Origin of the sequence: Trinickia mobilis, assembly GCF_017315705.1 — a bacterium.
Classification (GTDB): domain Bacteria; phylum Pseudomonadota; class Gammaproteobacteria; order Burkholderiales; family Burkholderiaceae; genus Trinickia_A; species Trinickia_A mobilis.
Genome location: NZ_JAFLRF010000008.1, coordinates 61,389 through 77,652 on the forward strand (window position 1 = coordinate 61,389; position 16,264 = coordinate 77,652).

General features: G+C 64.8%; 10 protein-coding genes. 3 read left to right on the forward strand and 7 right to left on the reverse strand.

Features of this window, described 5'->3' with window-relative positions; translation table 11 throughout:
- Window positions 1-44 precede the first annotated feature (44 nt).
- Entirely contained in the window at window positions 45-1,085 is a 1,041-nt protein-coding gene (gene pta / locus J3489_RS13230) for a phosphate acetyltransferase (RefSeq protein WP_206999020.1), read from the forward strand.
- A 40-nt stretch (window positions 1,086-1,125) separates the two neighbouring features.
- On the opposite strand, the gene J3489_RS13235 is transcribed toward pta, so the two are convergent.
- Together J3489_RS13235 and J3489_RS13240 are read right to left on the reverse strand one after the other, a co-directional pair.
- Complete coding sequence (locus tag J3489_RS13235; RefSeq protein WP_206998642.1) at window positions 1,126-2,847, reverse strand: cobaltochelatase CobT-related protein; 1,722 nt, start codon at window positions 2,845-2,847, stop codon at window positions 1,126-1,128.
- A complete protein-coding gene (locus tag J3489_RS13240) occupies window positions 2,847-3,836 on the reverse strand; it encodes an AAA family ATPase (protein ID WP_206998645.1) in 990 nt (329 codons plus the stop codon). Before J3489_RS13240 ends, J3489_RS13235 begins: the two co-directional genes overlap by 1 nt.
- A 227-nt stretch (window positions 3,837-4,063) precedes the next feature.
- Between J3489_RS13240 and xsc the strand changes: the two genes are divergently transcribed.
- Window positions 4,064-5,884 carry a sulfoacetaldehyde acetyltransferase gene (xsc, locus tag J3489_RS13245; protein WP_206998649.1) on the forward strand — a complete coding sequence of 607 codons (1,821 nt, stop codon included), beginning with the start codon at window positions 4,064-4,066 and terminating at the stop codon, window positions 5,882-5,884.
- A 302-nt stretch (window positions 5,885-6,186) separates the two neighbouring features.
- Window positions 6,187-6,939: an IclR family transcriptional regulator gene (locus tag J3489_RS13250; protein ID WP_206998652.1), complete on the forward strand. Its 753-nt coding sequence runs from the start codon at window positions 6,187-6,189 to the stop codon at window positions 6,937-6,939.
- A 70-nt stretch (window positions 6,940-7,009) separates the two neighbouring features.
- Here J3489_RS13250 and J3489_RS13255 read toward each other — a convergent pair whose 3' ends face one another.
- From J3489_RS13255 to J3489_RS13275, 5 genes are all read right to left on the reverse strand, one after another.
- On the reverse strand, window positions 7,010-8,566 hold the full coding sequence (locus J3489_RS13255; RefSeq protein WP_206998654.1) for a methyl-accepting chemotaxis protein: 1,557 nt from the start codon (window positions 8,564-8,566) through the stop codon (window positions 7,010-7,012).
- A gap of 662 nt (window positions 8,567-9,228) precedes the next feature.
- Entirely contained in the window at window positions 9,229-10,542 is a 1,314-nt protein-coding gene (locus J3489_RS13260) for an MFS transporter (protein ID WP_206998657.1), read from the reverse strand.
- A gap of 260 nt (window positions 10,543-10,802) precedes the next feature.
- Complete coding sequence (locus tag J3489_RS13265) at window positions 10,803-12,458, reverse strand: GMC family oxidoreductase (RefSeq protein WP_206998660.1); 1,656 nt, start codon at window positions 12,456-12,458, stop codon at window positions 10,803-10,805.
- Window positions 12,459-13,038: 580 nt separating this feature from the next.
- Window positions 13,039-13,680 (reverse strand): phosphatase PAP2 family protein, encoded by a 642-nt coding sequence (locus J3489_RS13270; protein WP_206998662.1) that lies wholly within the window; start codon window positions 13,678-13,680, stop codon window positions 13,039-13,041.
- A 257-nt stretch (window positions 13,681-13,937) separates the two neighbouring features.
- The gene (locus tag J3489_RS13275) at window positions 13,938-15,995 is read right to left on the reverse strand and encodes a serine/threonine-protein kinase (protein ID WP_206998665.1); all 2,058 of its coding nucleotides are present in this window, start codon (window positions 15,993-15,995) and stop codon (window positions 13,938-13,940) included.
- Window positions 15,996-16,264 lie beyond the last annotated feature (269 nt).

Consider the following 16,264-nt stretch of genomic DNA (forward strand, 5'->3'; position numbering starts at 1 on the left):
CGCCGCCCCCGTTCCCGCGGCGCAACCGCGACCGGTCAAACCCCATGAAAGCGATCAACCGCATCATCGAACGCGCCCGCACTTCGCCGCGGCGCATCGTGCTCAGCGAAGCCGAGGATCCACGCATCCTGCAGGCCGCACAGCGGGCAACGAGCGAAGGCATTGCCCGCATCGTACTGGTCGGCGACGCTGAGCGTATCCGGCAGGCGGCCGCCGCCGAGCACATCGAGCTGGCCGGCATGGAACTGGTGGACCCCGCCAGCTCGCCGCTCACGCCCGCCTTTGCCGAAGAACTGTTCGCATTGCGTAGCAAGAAAGGCATGACGCTCGACGCCGCTCAACAGGAGGTGCTCGAGCCGCTGTGCTTCGCCAACCTCATGACGCGCCTCGGCCATGCCGACGGCTCGGTGTCGGGCGCCGTCCACACCACCGCCGACGTGGTTCGTACCGCGATCCAGATCATCGGCATCCAGCCCTCGTTCAAGCTGGTGTCGAGTTTCTTCCTGATGATGCTGTGCGAGCCCTTCCATACGCTCAAAGGCGGCCTGATCTTTTCCGATTGCGGCCTGGTGGTCGATCCCGGCGCCGGCGAGCTGGCCGAAATCGCGATGGCCGCGGCCGACAGCGCACAAAGCCTGCTGATGGAGGACCCGCGTGTGGCGATGCTGTCGTTTTCGACGAGCGGCAGCGCCCGGCACGCGGCCGTCGACAAGGTGGTCGAGGCGACTCACCGGGTGAAGGCCGCCCGCCCCCATCTGGCGATCGACGGCGACGTGCAACTCGATGCGGCGATCGTCGCCGAGATCGCGATGCGCAAGATCGAACACTCGGAAGTCAAGGGACGGGCCAATGTACTGATATTTCCGAGTCTCGAGGCCGGCAATATCGGCTACAAGCTGGCCGAGCGCGTCGGCGGCGCAAAAGCAATCGGGCCTTTACTGCAAGGTCTGCGGAAACCGGCCAACGATCTCTCACGGGGATGCAGCGCAGACGACATCTTCTACGTGATCGCCGTAACGGCAGTCCAGGCGCTGGCCGCCGTGCAGGAGCCGGCGGGGGCGCAGGCGCCTGTCCGTGTGCCGTGATACCAGTCGCAAGCAAGCATGAAAAAGGCTTGGCCACCGCCTAGCGGCGCCTGCCAAGCCAGCTTGCGACCTCGGCAAGCAGCGGCATGGTGGGCGGCACCGACAGATCCACCGCGAGACAATGGCGGTAATACGGGCTGAGATCGAGTCCGACGCCAAGACCCAGCACTTCCACATCCCGCGCCGCTTCGTGACGCGCGACCACTTCCTTCAGATGATGGTCGAGATAGTAGGCGTCGTTGGCGTGGGCGGTCGCACTGTCCATGGGACTGCCGTCGGAGACCACGATCAGGATCCGCCTTGCCTCGCCGCGAGCGGCGAGACGCGCACAGGCCCAGTCGAGCGCCTCACCGTCCACGCCTTCGCGGAACAGGTCGGCTTTGAAGAGCGCGGCAATGTCAGCGCGTGCGCGCCGCCAGCTGAGCGCCGCGTCCTTGAACACATAGTGAGCCGTTTCGTTGAGCCGGCCCGGATGGCGCGGCCGGCCGCGTGCCAGCCAGTCGAGCCGGGCGCGCCCGCCGTTCCACGCGGCGGTCGTGAAACCCAGCACCTCGGTGGCCACCCCCGCCTGATCGAGCGCCCGCGCGAGGATGTCCACCATCATCGCCACTGGCTCGATATGCGCCCTCATCGAGCCGGAGCAATCGATCAGTACGCCCACCACGCAGTCGGCCAGCGGCTTGTGCTGCTCGAGCCGGAACAGGCGCCGTTCAGCAGGAGAACTGACCAACTGCGCAAGGCGGCGCCCGTCGATGCGCCCATGCTCTTCGCCGAAGGCCCAGCCGTCGCGCTGCGCCACGGCCAGCGCCGCCTTCAGCGCATGGGCCAACCGGGCCACATTGATGCCCTGCGCGGCGATCAATTCGTCGAGACGCTCGCGATACTCGCCCAACTGCTCCTTGCGTACGAGCGAGCCCGGATGGATCTCGCGGTCGTAGCGTTTCGTATAGACGCGATAACCCTCGTCCGACGCTTCCAGCATCCGGCTATTGCCCGTGTCCGCGACGGCCATGGCCTCCAGTTCGTCGTCCGCGAAGTCGAGCCACAACGCGAACGCCTGGTACGCGGCTTCTTCCTCGTCAGCCTCGTTCGCATCGTCCGGCACCTGCTCCGCGCGGACGGCCCGAATCATCTCGGCCACCATCCACGCGATCTCGAGCGCAGGGACGGCAAACGCACGCTGCTCCGTGCGACGCCGCCGCAGGGCCGCCAACGGCACGCCGAGCGCCGGTGCGAGCGCGGCGCGGGTGGCCTCGATCAGGTCCTCGGTCTCCTCCAGCGCCGGCCAGCCAGACAGGCGCGACCACGCGATCTGCGCCACCGTGTAGAGCAGGATGCCCAGATGGCTGCCAGTCATCCCGGAGCGGTGAAAGCTGCGTGACCACGCTTCGAAGCGGTGGCGCAGGTTCTGCACGACACCCGGCATGCCGGGCGGCGCAAGGGTTTCGCAGCGCAATTGCTCGAGCAGTTCGAACACCAGCCGTTCGATGCGCTCGTCCGGACACAATTGACGGTGCAGGTCCAGGTCGGAGTGCGTAAGGCGCAGGGCCGCGCCGTCGGCAGCGCCGCGCAAAGAAGCAAAGTCGTCGCTCAGCGGATCGGTGCGCAGGTGCGGCGCATGCAACGGCAACGGCCGCAGCTCGCGGCACAAACGGCCGTCACGGTAATGCAGTGCGGTGTCGCCCGTGAGGGCGCGCACCGCGGCCGCGCACAGCGCTTCGCGCCGCTCCGCGCGCCGCGCGGCCTGCCGGTCCGAAGCCATCAGTGCGCCCCTGAGGCGGGGCCATCGCCATGCGCCGCGCCGTCCAGTTCGCTGCCGAAACAGCGCTGGAAATACTCGGCGACGAGCGGCCGCTCGGCCTCGTCGCACTTGTTGACGAAAGTCAGGCGGAACGCCAGCGCGGGATCGCGGAAGATCTGGCAGTTCTCCGCCCAGTTGATGACCGTGCGCGGCGACATCAAGGTCGACAGGTCGCCGGCGGCGAAACCCTTGCGCGTGAGTTCGGCGACGCTCACCATCGACTCGATGAGTGCACGGCCGGCTTGGTCGGCGAGCTCGGGCACGCGCGCGAGCACGATGCCCGCCTCCTCCGCGCGGGGCAGATAGTTCAGTGCGGCCACCACGTTCCAGCGGTCCATCTGCGCATGGTTCAGCACCTGAGTGCCGTGATACAGGCCGTTCAGGTTGCCGAGCCCTACCGTGTTGGTGGTGGCGAACATGCGGAAATAGGGATGCGGGTGAATCACTCGATTCTGATCGAGCAACGTGAACTTGCCGTCGCGCTCCAGAATGCGCTGGATCACGAACATCACGTCCGGGCGGCCCGCGTCGTATTCATCGAAGATCAGTGCGACCGGGCGTTGCAGCGCCCACGGCACGATGCCTTCCTGGAATTCGGTCACCTGCCGGCCGTCGCGCACCACAATCGCATCCTTGCCGACCAGATCGAGCCGGCTGATATGGCCGTCGAGGTTCACGCGCACGCATGGCCAGTTGAGCCTCGCCGCAACCTGTTCGATATGGGTCGACTTGCCGGTGCCGTGCAGGCCTTGCACCATGACCCGGCGATCACGGGTAAAGCCGGCGAGGATCGCCAGCGTCACCTCCGGATTGAAGCGGTACGCGTCGTCGATTTCCGGGACGTGATCGTCAGCCTCGCTGAACGCGGGCACCATCAGGCCGGAATCGATCCCAAACAGGGTACGTACCGAAACCATCCGGTCCGGTTTGCCAGTCGCCACATCAGTCACTTCGTTCTCCTCTCTCGCCTCGCTATGGCAGCGGCACGCGCATGCACGTGAATGCGGCCGATCGCCGGCCACGGTTGGCTCATCATAGCCAGTTTCCGTTTTAGATACAAATCATCCCGTTTATTGAAAATTCAGATTGACCTCGGATGTCTTTTGACCTACATTTCATTCAACACTAACTTTTCGGAACTTTTTGTTCCATTTTATTAGTCAACGGAGACATCCCCATGAGCGACCGCGCCCCTGACACCGCCCGCACCACGCCCGCCGGCCCGCAGGCCATGACCCCGTCCGAAGCCTTCGTCGAAACGCTCGCGGCCAACGGCGTCACCGACATGTTCGGCATCATGGGCTCGGCCTTCATGGACGCCATGGACATCTTCGCCCCCGCCGGCATCCGCCTCATCCCCGTCGTTCACGAACAGGGCGCCGGCCACATGGCCGACGGCTATGCCCGTGTCTCCGGGCGTCATGGCGTGGTCATCGGCCAGAACGGCCCGGGCATCAGCAACTGCGTCACCGCTATCGCCGCGGCCTACTGGGCCCACAGTCCCGTGGTCATCGTCACCCCGGAGGCCGGCACCATGGGCATTGGCCTCGGCGGCTTCCAGGAAGCGAAGCAGTTGCCGATGTTCCAGGAGTTCACCAAGTACCAGGGACACGTCACCCACCCGGCCCGCATGGCCGAGTTCACGGGCCGCTGCTTCGACCGCGCCATGGCCGAGATGGGCCCCACCCAGCTGAACATCCCGCGCGACTACTTCTACGGCCAGATCAAGGCCGAGATTCCGAAGCCTCAGCGCCTCGATCGCGGCGCGGGCGGCGAACAGAGCCTGAACGAAGCCGCCGAACTGCTTGCCGAGGCGCGCTTTCCGGTCATCATCTCCGGCGGCGGCGTGGTCATGGCCGATGGCATTGCCGAATGCCAGGCGCTCGCCGAGCGCCTCGGCGCCCCGGTCGTCAACAGCTACCTGCACAACGATTCGTTCCCCGCGCGCCACCCGCTGTGGTGCGGCCCGCTCGGCTACCAGGGCTCCAAGGCCGCGATGAAGCTGCTCGCCCAGGCCGACGTCGTGGTCGCCCTCGGCTCCCGGCTGGGACCGTTCGGCACGCTGCCGCAGCACGGCATGGACTACTGGCCGAAGGACGCGAAGATCATCCAGATCGATGCCGATCACAAGATGCTCGGTCTCGTCAAAAAGATCTCCGTGGGCATCTGCGGCGACGCCCGCGCCACCGCCGCCGCCCTGCTGCAGCGCCTCGACGGGCGCAGCCTCGCCTGCGACGCCGCGCGCGAGGAACGCGCCACCCGGATCGCCGCCGAGAAGGCCGCCTGGGAGAAGGAACTCGACGAGTGGACCCACGAGCGCGACCCCTACAGCCTCGACATGATCGAGGAGCAGAAGCACGAGCGCACTCCGAACGGCGGCCAATATCTGCATCCCCGCCAAGTGCTGCGCGAGCTCGAGAAAGCCATGCCCGAGAACGTCATGGTCTCCACCGACATCGGCAATATCAACTCCGTGGCCAACAGCTACCTGCGGTTTAACCAGCCGCGCAGCTTCTTTGCAGCGATGAGCTGGGGCAACTGCGGCTACGCGTTCCCCACCATCGTCGGCGCCAAGGTCGCCGCCCCCGACCGCCCGGCCGTCTCCTACGCCGGCGACGGCGCCTGGGGCATGAGCATGATGGAAACCCTCACCTGCGTGCGCCACAACATCCCGGTGACGGCCGTGGTGTTCCATAACCGCCAGTGGGGCGCCGAGAAGAAGAACCAGGTCGACTTCTACAACCGCCGCTTTGTCGCCGGCGAGCTCGACAACCCCAGCTTCGCGGCGATTGCCCGCGCGATGGGCGCCGAGGGCATCGTCGTCGACCGTCTCGAGGACGTCGGTCCCGCCCTCACCCGCGCCATCGATGCGCAGATGAACCACGGCAAAACCACCATCGTCGAGATCATGTGCACCCGCGAACTGGGCGATCCGTTCCGCCGCGACGCGCTCGCCAAACCCGAGCGCCTGCTCGACAAGTACAAGGACTACGTCTGAGCGGTGCCGCGCCCCGGCGGCTGCCGGGGGTGAGGAGGCGGCCAGCCCCCGCCACCTCACTGACGGCAGTTCGCTTCCGAAAAACGCATCCGCTCATGAACCGCGAATCCATCCCGTCGACCACGACGTATCCGCAGACTGCCCGGACCGAGGAACGCTCCGGCGCCGATTCGCGGCGTTCCGAAAGCCGGAATGACACACCTCTGAAGAGCACCGATCGAGGGGCTCATGGAGGCGCCGGACCGGGCCGCCGCAAGGGATTTGGGTACAATGACCCCGATCCATTTTCCGGAACGGCAGACATGACTAAAGCGGATACTCCAACGCTGCGCGCTTTCGCGCTGCTCGAACACCTGGTCAACGCCGAAGGCCCGGTGTCGCTCGCCGATATCGCGCAGGACGTCGCGCTGCCCAAGGCTTCGCTGCACCGCATGCTGGCTTCGCTGGAAGCCGGCGGTCTGGTGATCCGCGAACCGGGCCAGAAGAACGCCTATGTGATCGGGCCGCGCCTCGCGCAACTCGGTCTTGGCGTCGTGATGCATTCCGGCGCGCGCCGCCTGCGGCATGCGATCCTCGCAAGCCTCGTCGCGGACCTCGGCGAGACCTGCAACCTCACGATGCTGCACGAAACGGAGGTGCTCTATTTGGACCGGATGGAAGCGCCCTGGCCGTTGCGGCTCGATCTCAAGCCCGGCTCGCGGGTGCCTGCCTATTGCAGCGCGAGCGGCAAACTGCTGCTCTCGATGCTGCCGCGCGAGGAGCGCAGCGCTATTGTGCGTGCCTTGAAGCTCGAACGCTTCACGCCGAATACGATCGCCGATCCCGAACTGCTCGAAGCCGAACTCGACCGCACGGCACACAAGCAGATTGCGATCGACAACGAAGAGTTCCTTGCCGGCATCGTGTGTGTGGCAGCGCCGGTGATGGATGCGAATAACACGTGCATCGCAGCGATCGCCGTGCATGCGCCGATCTCGCGGGCGCCGTTGTCGCGTGCGCTCGAATTCGTGCCGCGTCTGCAGGAAGCCGCGCGGGAGCTGGCAAAAACGTTCTAGCGCGCACGCCTCCTGCCTGTGACCGGTCATCGTGCGCGGTCCAAAGGCGTTGTGTCGCGCTTCGCGCGGATCAATACGCCGCAGCGGCTTCGATCGAGAAGAGGCTCACCGCCTGATTGAGCCGGCTTGCCTGGTCTTCGAGCGATTGCGCGGCAGCGGCAGCCTGTTCGACGAGCGCCGCGTTTTGCTGCGTCACTTCGTCCATCTGCGCGACTGCGCGCGCTACTTGCGTGATTCCGCGACTCTGTTCCTCCGACGCGGCTGCGATCTCGCCCATGATGTCGGTGACGCGCCGCACGGCGCCGATGATTTCGCTCATCGTCCGGCCCGCCTCGTCGACGAGGGCGGTGCCGGATTGCACGCGTTCGACGGAGCGATCGATCAATTCCTTGATTTCCTTGGCGGCTGCCGACGAGCGCTGCGCCAGGCTGCGCACTTCGCCCGCGACCACCGCGAAGCCGCGCCCGTCCTCGCCCGCACGCGCGGCCTCCACGGCTGCATTGAGCGCGAGGATGTTGGTTTGAAAGGCGATGCCTTCGATGATCGAGATGATGTCGGCGATTTTGCCCGAGCTGTCGTTGATCTCTCCCATCGTGCCGACGACCCGGTTCACGACGGCGTTGCCCTTGTTGGCGATCTCCGAGGCGTTGACGGCGAGCGTGCTGGCCTGCCGAGCGTTGTCGGCGTTCTGCTTGACGGTGCTCGTGAGCTGATCCATGCTCGTTGCCGTTTCCTGCAACGCAGAGGCTTGCTCTTCGGTGCGGGACGACAAGTCCAGGTTGCCTGCGGCGATTTCTCGGGTGGCCGTGGTGATCGATTCCGAGCCGCTCCGAACCGTGCGTATCGTCTCGATCAAGCTTTTCTGCATTTTTGCCACGCCTTCGAGCAACTGGCCCATCTCGTCGCGCGACGCAGACTCGATCCGGCGACGCAGGTCCCCGCTCGCAATTGCGATGAAATGGTCGAGCGCCGCCGCAAGCGGTCGGCCGATTGCCAGGCGCAGCGTCAGATACGAAACGAATGCCGCGACGAGCCCCGCGCAGAGGGCGACGATCGTCACGATGCGGAACATGCCGAACGTCGACTGTGCCTCGTCGAAACCTTGCCTGGTCACGTCGAACTGGTATTTGCTCAGGGCGTCGTCCGCGGCGGACAGCGCGGAGTAAGCGACTTGAAGATGGTTCGCTCGGTCCGGGACGTTGGCTTGGTCGCCGGCGCTGATCGTCTTCGCGAATTCGTCCAGCGCGGCTCGGTATGCATCGCGCTTGCTTTTGACGTCCTGCGCGAGACGCTCCTCGTCAGGCTTGCGCGTCAGCGCGAGGTATTTGCCCCACCAGGTTTCCGACCTGTCGTACAGCATCTTCGCCCGGTCGAGCGTCTTGCCTGCATCGGGAGTCCCGATCATGAAAGCGGCGCGGTCCAGCGCAAGGCGGGCTCGCGCGGCATAGATCTCGGCATTGCCGATGTAGGCCGCGCTCGGCATCTGGTTGGTGGCGGTGTCGCGATAGGCGTCGTTCGAGCGTGCCATGCCGATCAGGCCGAATATGCCTGTGGCAACGAGCAACGCGGCAAGAAAAGCCATGGTAAGACCGATACGCGCTTTGATCGAAATGCTGAAGTTCGACATGTTGTCCCCTGATATGTCATGAAATGGAGGAGGACCGGCCCCTGTCTCTCGCAGGTGAAGGCGCGGCGCGATCCTGTTCCCATGTGTTTGTTTGCCCTGCTAACGTTCGAAAACGGCTTCACGCCGGGATATGCTACGGACTCCCGGAATAACAACGGTGGGCGCTCCTGTCCCTTGATGTCATAGACGGTTGCTACCTTGGTATTCATACGGGTGTTACCCGAGCCCGGACTGTGTATAGCCGAGTGCCCATGAAAGCAAATTTGCTTCTCATTCACGGAGCCCCTCTACACTTGCGCACATTATTCGGCCATTGCCGAACTCGTGGGCCTCGACAAGACGACGGTAATGCGACTTCTAAACTCATTGCCCCTGCCGCCACATATTGACGCGGACGTCGATCCTGCAAAGGGCTGGCGCGACGAATGGCTAACATTCCTCGGGATTGTGCTCGACGGAGAGAACCTGCGCAACGACAATCCGTGCCGGGCTCGGAGCCCGCACCCACCGCGAAGCCGGGCCGCGCAGCGGCCGCGGGGAAGGTGAGGCGCTCGTTTGCGCCGCGGGCAAGTCTTGCACCGCGTCCTGCGAAACCGCGCCTGTCATGGACCTCTCCTGTCGAACGAGGTCCGGCGTTTCCGGCGGCCACAGGCGCACCAACGTCAACTATCGGCGCAGTTTATTGCCACCGCCTCGAACCCCATCGCCCGCCGTTCGATCGCACGTGCGGATACCGCGGACACGAGCGCGGAGAGCATGACGTAAGCGCAGACCATCCACGGCTTGCCTTCGTTGACGCGCACGAGCACCGTGGCGATGATCGGCGTCAACCCGCTCGCGAAAATGCCGGAGAACTGATAAACGAACGAGATGCCGGTATAGCGCACCTTCGCATCGAAGAGCTCGGCGAAGAGCGCCGCTTCCGGGCCGTACACCATTGCGTAGAAGATGCCGAACGGAATCACGATCGCAAGCCAGATCACCGGCGTGTTCGACGGCAGGTTCTCGATCAGCCAGAACGCGGGAAACACCGACAGGCCGCAGATCAGCGAGCCCCAGCGGTACACACGTGCACGTCCCAGCTGATCGGAAAGCCTGCCGAAGAACGGAATGAAAAAGCACATGACAATCGCGGCGATCATCACCCCGAGAAGCGCATCGGTGCGGCTCATCGAAATGTGCTGAGTCAGATAGCCGATCGAGAACACGGCGAAGACGTTGAAGAAGACGCCGTCGATATAGCGCGCCCCCATGCCGAGGAGGACGGTGCCGCGATAGCGGCTCATCATGTCGACGAACGGGATCTTCGCTTCGGCGCGGTTGCGCTTGATGGCAAGAAACTCGGGCGTTTCCATCACCTTCAAGCGAATATACAGGCCGATCAGCACGAGAAAGAGCGACGCAGCGAACGCGATGCGCCAGCCCCACGCGAAAAACGACGCCTCCGGCAGCAGGTGCGAGATGCCCGCCACCATCCCCGAGGCGAGGCACAGCCCGATCGACAAGCCGATCTGCGGCAGGCTCGCATAAAGCCCGCGCCGATTCGGCGGTGCATATTCGTAGGCCATCAGCACGGCACCGCCCCACTCGCCGCCGAGGCCGATGCCTTGCAGCACACGCAATGACAACAAGAGGATCGGCGCCCAGATGCCGATCTGCGCATAGGTCGGCACGAACGCGACGCCGGCTGTCGAGACGCCCATGATCACCAAGGTGAGAATCAACGCGGACTTGCGCCCGACTTTGTCGCCGAAATGACCGAACAGCACGCCGCCGACCGGCCGCGTCACGAAGCCGACGGCAAACGTCGTGTAGGCGAGCATCGTCGATACGAGCGGGTCGTTTGCGGGAAAGTAAAGCTTGTTGAAGATGATGCCGGCGACGACGCCGTACAGAAAGAAGTCATACCACTCGACCGTCGCGCCAATCACGCTAGCGAGCGCGACACGGCGAACGAGGCGTTGATCAATTGCCATAGCTGCTCCTCCAAAGACCGGCCGCGCGGCATCCGTGCACGGCGGCGTTAGCAAGGCCCCGGCTGTCTCCTCCTGGGGCGGTACGTTAGTTCCTCGCGGCCGGCTGACTGCGTGCAACGTCGCGCGCCGGCGCGGTACTGCTTAGCTGCTGCTTATCGCTGATCAGTCGCGCTTCAGCGCTGGTTTGCCGTGATTAGCACTACTGGATACTGCTTCGGTGCCCCTGGGTTTTTCCGCGGACGGCCGACCTTTCTTCGAGATCAGGCAGCCGCTATCGCCGTGGCGCTCACGCTTTCGTGACGATCGGCGCTACGCGCGTCGTCCAGGATCATGTCGGACGCCTTTTCCGCCACCATCACGATTGGAACATTGGTATTGCCCGACACCAGCGTCGGCATGATCGAGCAATCGACCACCCGCAGTCCGCGTGTGCCGTACACCCGCAGCCGTTCGTCGACGACGGCCAGCGGATCGACTGCCGGCCCCATCTTCACGGTACCCGACGGATGGAAAATCGTCTGCCCATACTCGCGGCAGAACTCCAACAGTTCATCGTCTGTCTGCGCGTCCGCGCCCGGGCGCACCTCGCGCTTCATCAGCGCGGCCATCGGCTGCGTCGCGGCGACGCGCCGCGCAAAGCGCACGCCGGCCACCGTCGTGCGCCGGTCGAGATCGGTGGCCAGATAGTTCGGCTGAATCGACGGCGCCTCCCGTATCTCGGTTGACCGGATACGCACCACGCCGCGCGATTCAGGCCGCAATTGGCAGATCGAATAGGTGCACCCAGGGAACGCATGCACTGCGCCTCCGGCCGAATCGGCGGAAAGGGTGGAGAAATGAAACTGAATGTCAGGCGTTTCCGATTCTTCAGGCAGCGCGCGGCAGAACATGCCGCCCTGATTGATGCCGACGGCGAGCGGACCACCGCGAAACAGCGCCCACTGCAGCCCCATCTTTGCGCGACCGGTCCACGAATGCAGTTGATCGTTGGTGGTGATCGGCTTCGTCACCTCATAGATCAAGCGGACCTGCAGATGATCCTGCAGGTTCGCACCCACGCCAGCACGGTCCGCCACGACGGGAGTGCCGAACTCGCGCAGCAGCGCCGCGGGCCCCACGCCGGACAACTGGAGCAATTGCGGCGATTGCAGCGCACCGGCGGTCAGGATGACCTCGCGATGGGCGCGCACCTCGCGAATCTCGCCACCCTGCAGATACCGGACGCCGGTTGCTCGGTTGCCTTCAAAGAGAATCTTCGATGCCAGCGCATCGGTCTCCACGCACAGATTCTCGCGGTGCCTAGTGGGCTTCAGATAAGCGACGGCGGTCGAGCAGCGCCAGCCGCGCCGGGTGGTCAACTGGTAGTAGCCGACGCCCTCTTGGTCGCCCGTGTTGAAATCGTCGACCGATTTCACGCCGAGTCGATTCGATGCCGCGATGAACGCATCGACGAGCTCATGACGCTGCTTGATGGTCGAGGCCCACAGCGGCCCGTCGACGCCGCGCGTCGGCCCCTCGCCGAGTTCGTTGTGCTCGAGCCGCCTGAAATACGGCAGGCACTCGTCCCAGCTCCAGCCGCGATTGCCGAGTGCGGCCCAATGGTCGTAGTCGTCCTTCTGGCCGCGTACGTAAATCAGCCCATTGATCGAACTGCATCCGCCGAGCGTGCGGCCGCGCGGCCAGTAGAGCTGGCGGTTGTGCATGTTCGGATCGGGGTCCGTATAGAAACCCCAGTTGTAGACCGGATGGAACATCGTCTTGCCGTAGCCGATCGGAATGTGAATCCAGACATAGCGGTCGGCCGGCCCCGCTTCGAGCAGGCAAACCGAGTAGCGGCCGCCGGCCGAAAGGCGGTCGGCAAGGACGCAGCCGGCCGATCCGGCGCCGACGACGACATAGTCGAAACTGCGTGGCATGGCGATTGTCTCCTGCTTCTTCTATCTCTGACCGGCTCGGTGCGGACGACAAAAGCCGGTACGTGCCGTGGCAATTTATTGTGTCGACGTTCCATTTTCAAGAGCTTCACGCTAGGATCGGCAAACTTGGTACGGAAACAGAACTTTTTGTTTCACTTTGCGCCATAAAACGTTGGGCACGACACGCGGGAAATAGCTAACGCCTCGGCGTCTCGCTTACAACCTCTTCAGCCCCAAAAACAAAAAAGCCGTTCAGCTCCTAACCGAACGGCATGACAGCGTAGCTGGCCTTTTTCCATTTCAGGCCCGCTCCTCCTCGCGTTTTCAACACCCGCCTTGCACCGCTTGTCGATCGTCAGAACGATCACGCGCTCCGACATATCGTTATCCTCATGAACAATTCCTCAAGGCACTTCGCCTCCCGACTCACCGAGTAAGGATTTCCTTCAATTTCGCAAGGGATCGGCGGAAATTTTATTGAACGTCGATTTTGGCTTCGGCGCCCGCAATTGACCCGCGAGTTCGCCGCGCAGCCGCAAGCCCGGCAAGCGCTGACGCCGGCGCGGCCGGTCGTTCCGCTCTAAAAACGCTTCGATATGCCCACCGTGAATCCATGCGGCAGGATTTGCACGAAGAGCGGCGTCTGCCAGCGGGTGCTGACATACCCGACCGCCGTGCCCAATGCCCAGCCGCCGAGCACGTCGGTCTGCCAGTGCGCCTGGCTTTTCATGCGCGCGACCGAATCGTAGGCGGGCAGCAGTTCGAGCGCCCAGATCCAGGGGTCGCGCCCCGCGTAGTTGACGATGAACGGTGTGACGAAGCTCGCCTGCAGGGTGACTTCGCCGCTCGGGAAGCTGTCGCCGCCGCTGAACCATTGGTTCGGCCCTTTCCCGCTGCTCGGCCGTGCACGGCCAAAAGCGTACTTCAACCCCTCTGCAGCGACTGCCGAGATTGCCGACGAGTCGAGCGTTTGCCAGAAGGTGTGACCGAGTTCGTTATCGTTGCCGAGCCAAAGCGCGCCGCCCAACGCCGTCGCCACCACGCTGTACTCCAGCGCGAGCTGGACGTTGCGGTTCCAGATGCCGCTCTCGTCCTTGCCGATCTCGTGGTCGATGCCGAACGGACCGCCGCCCGCATGCGCGACTGAAACGCACGACGCTACAGCGATCGCGGCGCCGCACCGCTTGAGTCCGCGAGACAGTCGAGACGTCTTCTGATCCATAGGGACCTCGCCGGACGGGCATTGCGTGGCGATGCCATGCGGCAGCCGCGCGGCGGCCCGCATCGGGGAGACGATCGGGCGATGCCTGCCCGACCCGATCGTCGAGGCGAGTCTACGCCGCAACGCTGAAGAAAAGCTTAAGCTCGCAGGCGCCGGTCCGCGGCCGTCGTCCTCTCGTCAGCGTTGCTCGGCGAGCGCGTGGGCGCGCCGCTCGCTGTCGGATTGATGCACGTGATCGTATGGCGGAAACGCGACGGTCAGTGCTTGCCGGCGTGCGTGGTGATCTGAATGAAATCGACCGCGACGCGCGCCGCGCCGTATTTCGCGGCGAGCTGCTTCAAGCGCTGATCGACCGCCGACAGATAATCGGCGCGCGGTTCGGCATCGGGGCGCAGCGCGTCAAAGAGCGGCGCGGGCGTGATGAGCAGGACGATCATCTCCGTGCCGAACGGCTTGGCGATGACCCAATCGCCGGCGCTGCCGATCGTCGCCGAATAGTTCGGCGGCGCCTGATTGTCCTTCTCGCGGCGGCTCGGCACGAGATGCGCCACGCTGCCGTCGAGCACGTAGTAGTCGACGTAGACATAGGAATCGAAGCCCGGCGTCGTGATATCGACGACGAGCGGGTCGCCTTCGTTCAATTGCCCGTTCGGCGCGCGCGTGTGGATCGTCGCCGCATTGGCGGGCGCGGCGTCCGCCGCCGGATGATCGGCGCTCCAATAAGGCGCGAACGCCTTGACGATGTCGCAGTTGTGCGCACCGACCGGCTGCACGTCGAGGTTCAGCGCGGCGAGTCCCGGCACGCCGTTCAGCGCATCTCGCACCTGCGCGCGCCCGACGCGCGCCTCGACGAAGCCGCGCACCTTCAGCGTATGGCCCTCGACCGATGCGCTCAGCGCCGAACACGGCAGACCGTCCAGCACGGGGGTCACAGCGGCCAGGGAAAGCGCCTGAGGCTCGGCGTTGCGGGGCGTCGGCGCGACCGTGCCCGACTGTTGCGCCCCCCCGCCGCCTGGGGCGGACAGTTGGCGATACCCGAACCAAAGCGCCGCCAGCACGGCCACCGCCCCGCCGCCGATCGCGAGTCCCTTGCGCGGAATCCGCAGCGGCGCCGAAGATATCGAGGGCAACGCCGCACGCTTCTCCGTCCCCATCCCTTCGAGAAAGCGCGCGACGCTCGGCGTGCGCGACGCGCGATCGAACGACAGCGCCTCGCCAAGCGTCTTCCACTGCCGCCGCTCGAGATGCTTCGGACGCTCGGGCTGCCTCTTCTCGCTCTTCGCCTGCGTCGCCGACAAGCGATTGAACGGGTGATGCCCCGTCAGCAATTCATACGTCACGCAGGCGAGCGCATAGACGTCGTCGCGCGGATCGGGCTCGCGGTGCTCGAACATCTCCGGGCTTGCGTAAGCGGGCGTGATGCCGCCGAGGCTCGCGGGATCGAAAATGGTGACGTCGGTGTCTTCGTCAGGCCGCTGGAATACGCGCGCGATGCCGAAGTCGATCACCTTCACCTCGCCGCCATCCGTGATGAACACGTTCGCCGGCTTGAAGTCGCAATGCACGAAGCCGCGCTCGTGCGCGTAGGCGAGCGCGCGGCCCATGCCGTTGATGATCGGCAGCGCCTTCTCGTAGGGCATGCCGGCGAAATCGGGCGCGCGCAGCGTCTTCGACAGCGGCTTGCCGGACAGGTACTCCATCGTCAGATAGACCATCGGCCCGTCGCGGTCGAAGTCGTACACGGTGACGATGTTGCGATGCGCGAGCGTCTGCGCCTTGCGCGCTTCGCGCTGCAGCGCGATCAGCGAGGTCGGCTGGCCGCGGAACTGCACGTTCAGCACCTTGATCGCGATATAGGGCATGCGGTCCGACGCTTCGAGCTTGCGCAGATCGAGCGCCTTGTAGACCGTGCCCATGCCGCCCACGCCCAGGCATTCTTCGAGCACGAAGCGCCCGTTCAACGTGTCGCCGATACCCTTCACGTAGTCGGCATCGCGATTGGACTGGCTGTTCGGAAACGCCGGCGCGCCGGGGCGCGGATTCGGCGGCGCGGGCGCGACGACACGGGTCTCGTCGCTTGCCCGATCGGCGAGCGCCGCGTCGCTTCCTGCGGAGAACCGCTCGATATGGCGCACGACTTCCGCGTAGACCTCGCCGGGCAGCGGCTTTTTCGTCTGCGTTTCGTCGAGCACGTCGCGCAGCCGCACACCGTTCGCGTGGTCGGCCGCGAGTGCGCGGTCGATTTCGTCGAAGAACGCGTCGTGCGACAGAGCCCCGCTCTGGAAGGTTTGAATTAGCTGCGCAAGGCTTGTCATTCGTACGCCTTCCACTCAGCTTCAGGCACGCCGATGCGTGACGCACCTGGAAACGCGGTTCAGGACGAAAGTGGCGACACTCTCTTAGACGAATCCGGCGGCGTTTCTTTAAGGATTGGTCTGCTTTCCGATCGATACTAGTCTGCGCTGACGCCTTGTGCAATCAGTGCCCGAACTACCCGAGCCGCTGCGCGACGGACGACGCGGCGGCAACCGCGACTGTCTCGAAACGCCCGACACGCCGCTTCGATTGTGTTGGATCGCGGCCG

Excerpts from the sequence above, each read along its gene's own strand:
- J3489_RS13235 (WP_206998642.1), bottom strand. The coding sequence starts at position 2,847 with ATGGCTTCGGACCGGCAGGCCGCGCGGCGCGCGGAGCGGCGCGAAGCG.
- J3489_RS13260 (WP_206998657.1), bottom strand. The coding sequence starts at position 10,542 with ATGGCAATTGATCAACGCCTCGTTCGCCGTGTCGCGCTCGCTAGCGTG.
- xsc (WP_206998649.1), top strand. The coding sequence starts at position 4,064 with ATGAGCGACCGCGCCCCTGACACCGCCCGCACCACGCCCGCCGGCCCG.
- J3489_RS13265 (WP_206998660.1), bottom strand. The coding sequence starts at position 12,458 with ATGCCACGCAGTTTCGACTATGTCGTCGTCGGCGCCGGATCGGCCGGC.
- J3489_RS13275 (WP_206998665.1), bottom strand. The coding sequence starts at position 15,995 with ATGACAAGCCTTGCGCAGCTAATTCAAACCTTCCAGAGCGGGGCTCTG.
- J3489_RS13250 (WP_206998652.1), top strand. The coding sequence starts at position 6,187 with ATGACTAAAGCGGATACTCCAACGCTGCGCGCTTTCGCGCTGCTCGAA.
- J3489_RS13255 (WP_206998654.1), bottom strand. The coding sequence starts at position 8,566 with ATGTCGAACTTCAGCATTTCGATCAAAGCGCGTATCGGTCTTACCATG.
- pta (WP_206999020.1), top strand. The coding sequence starts at position 45 with ATGAAAGCGATCAACCGCATCATCGAACGCGCCCGCACTTCGCCGCGG.
- J3489_RS13270 (WP_206998662.1), bottom strand. The coding sequence starts at position 13,680 with ATGGATCAGAAGACGTCTCGACTGTCTCGCGGACTCAAGCGGTGCGGC.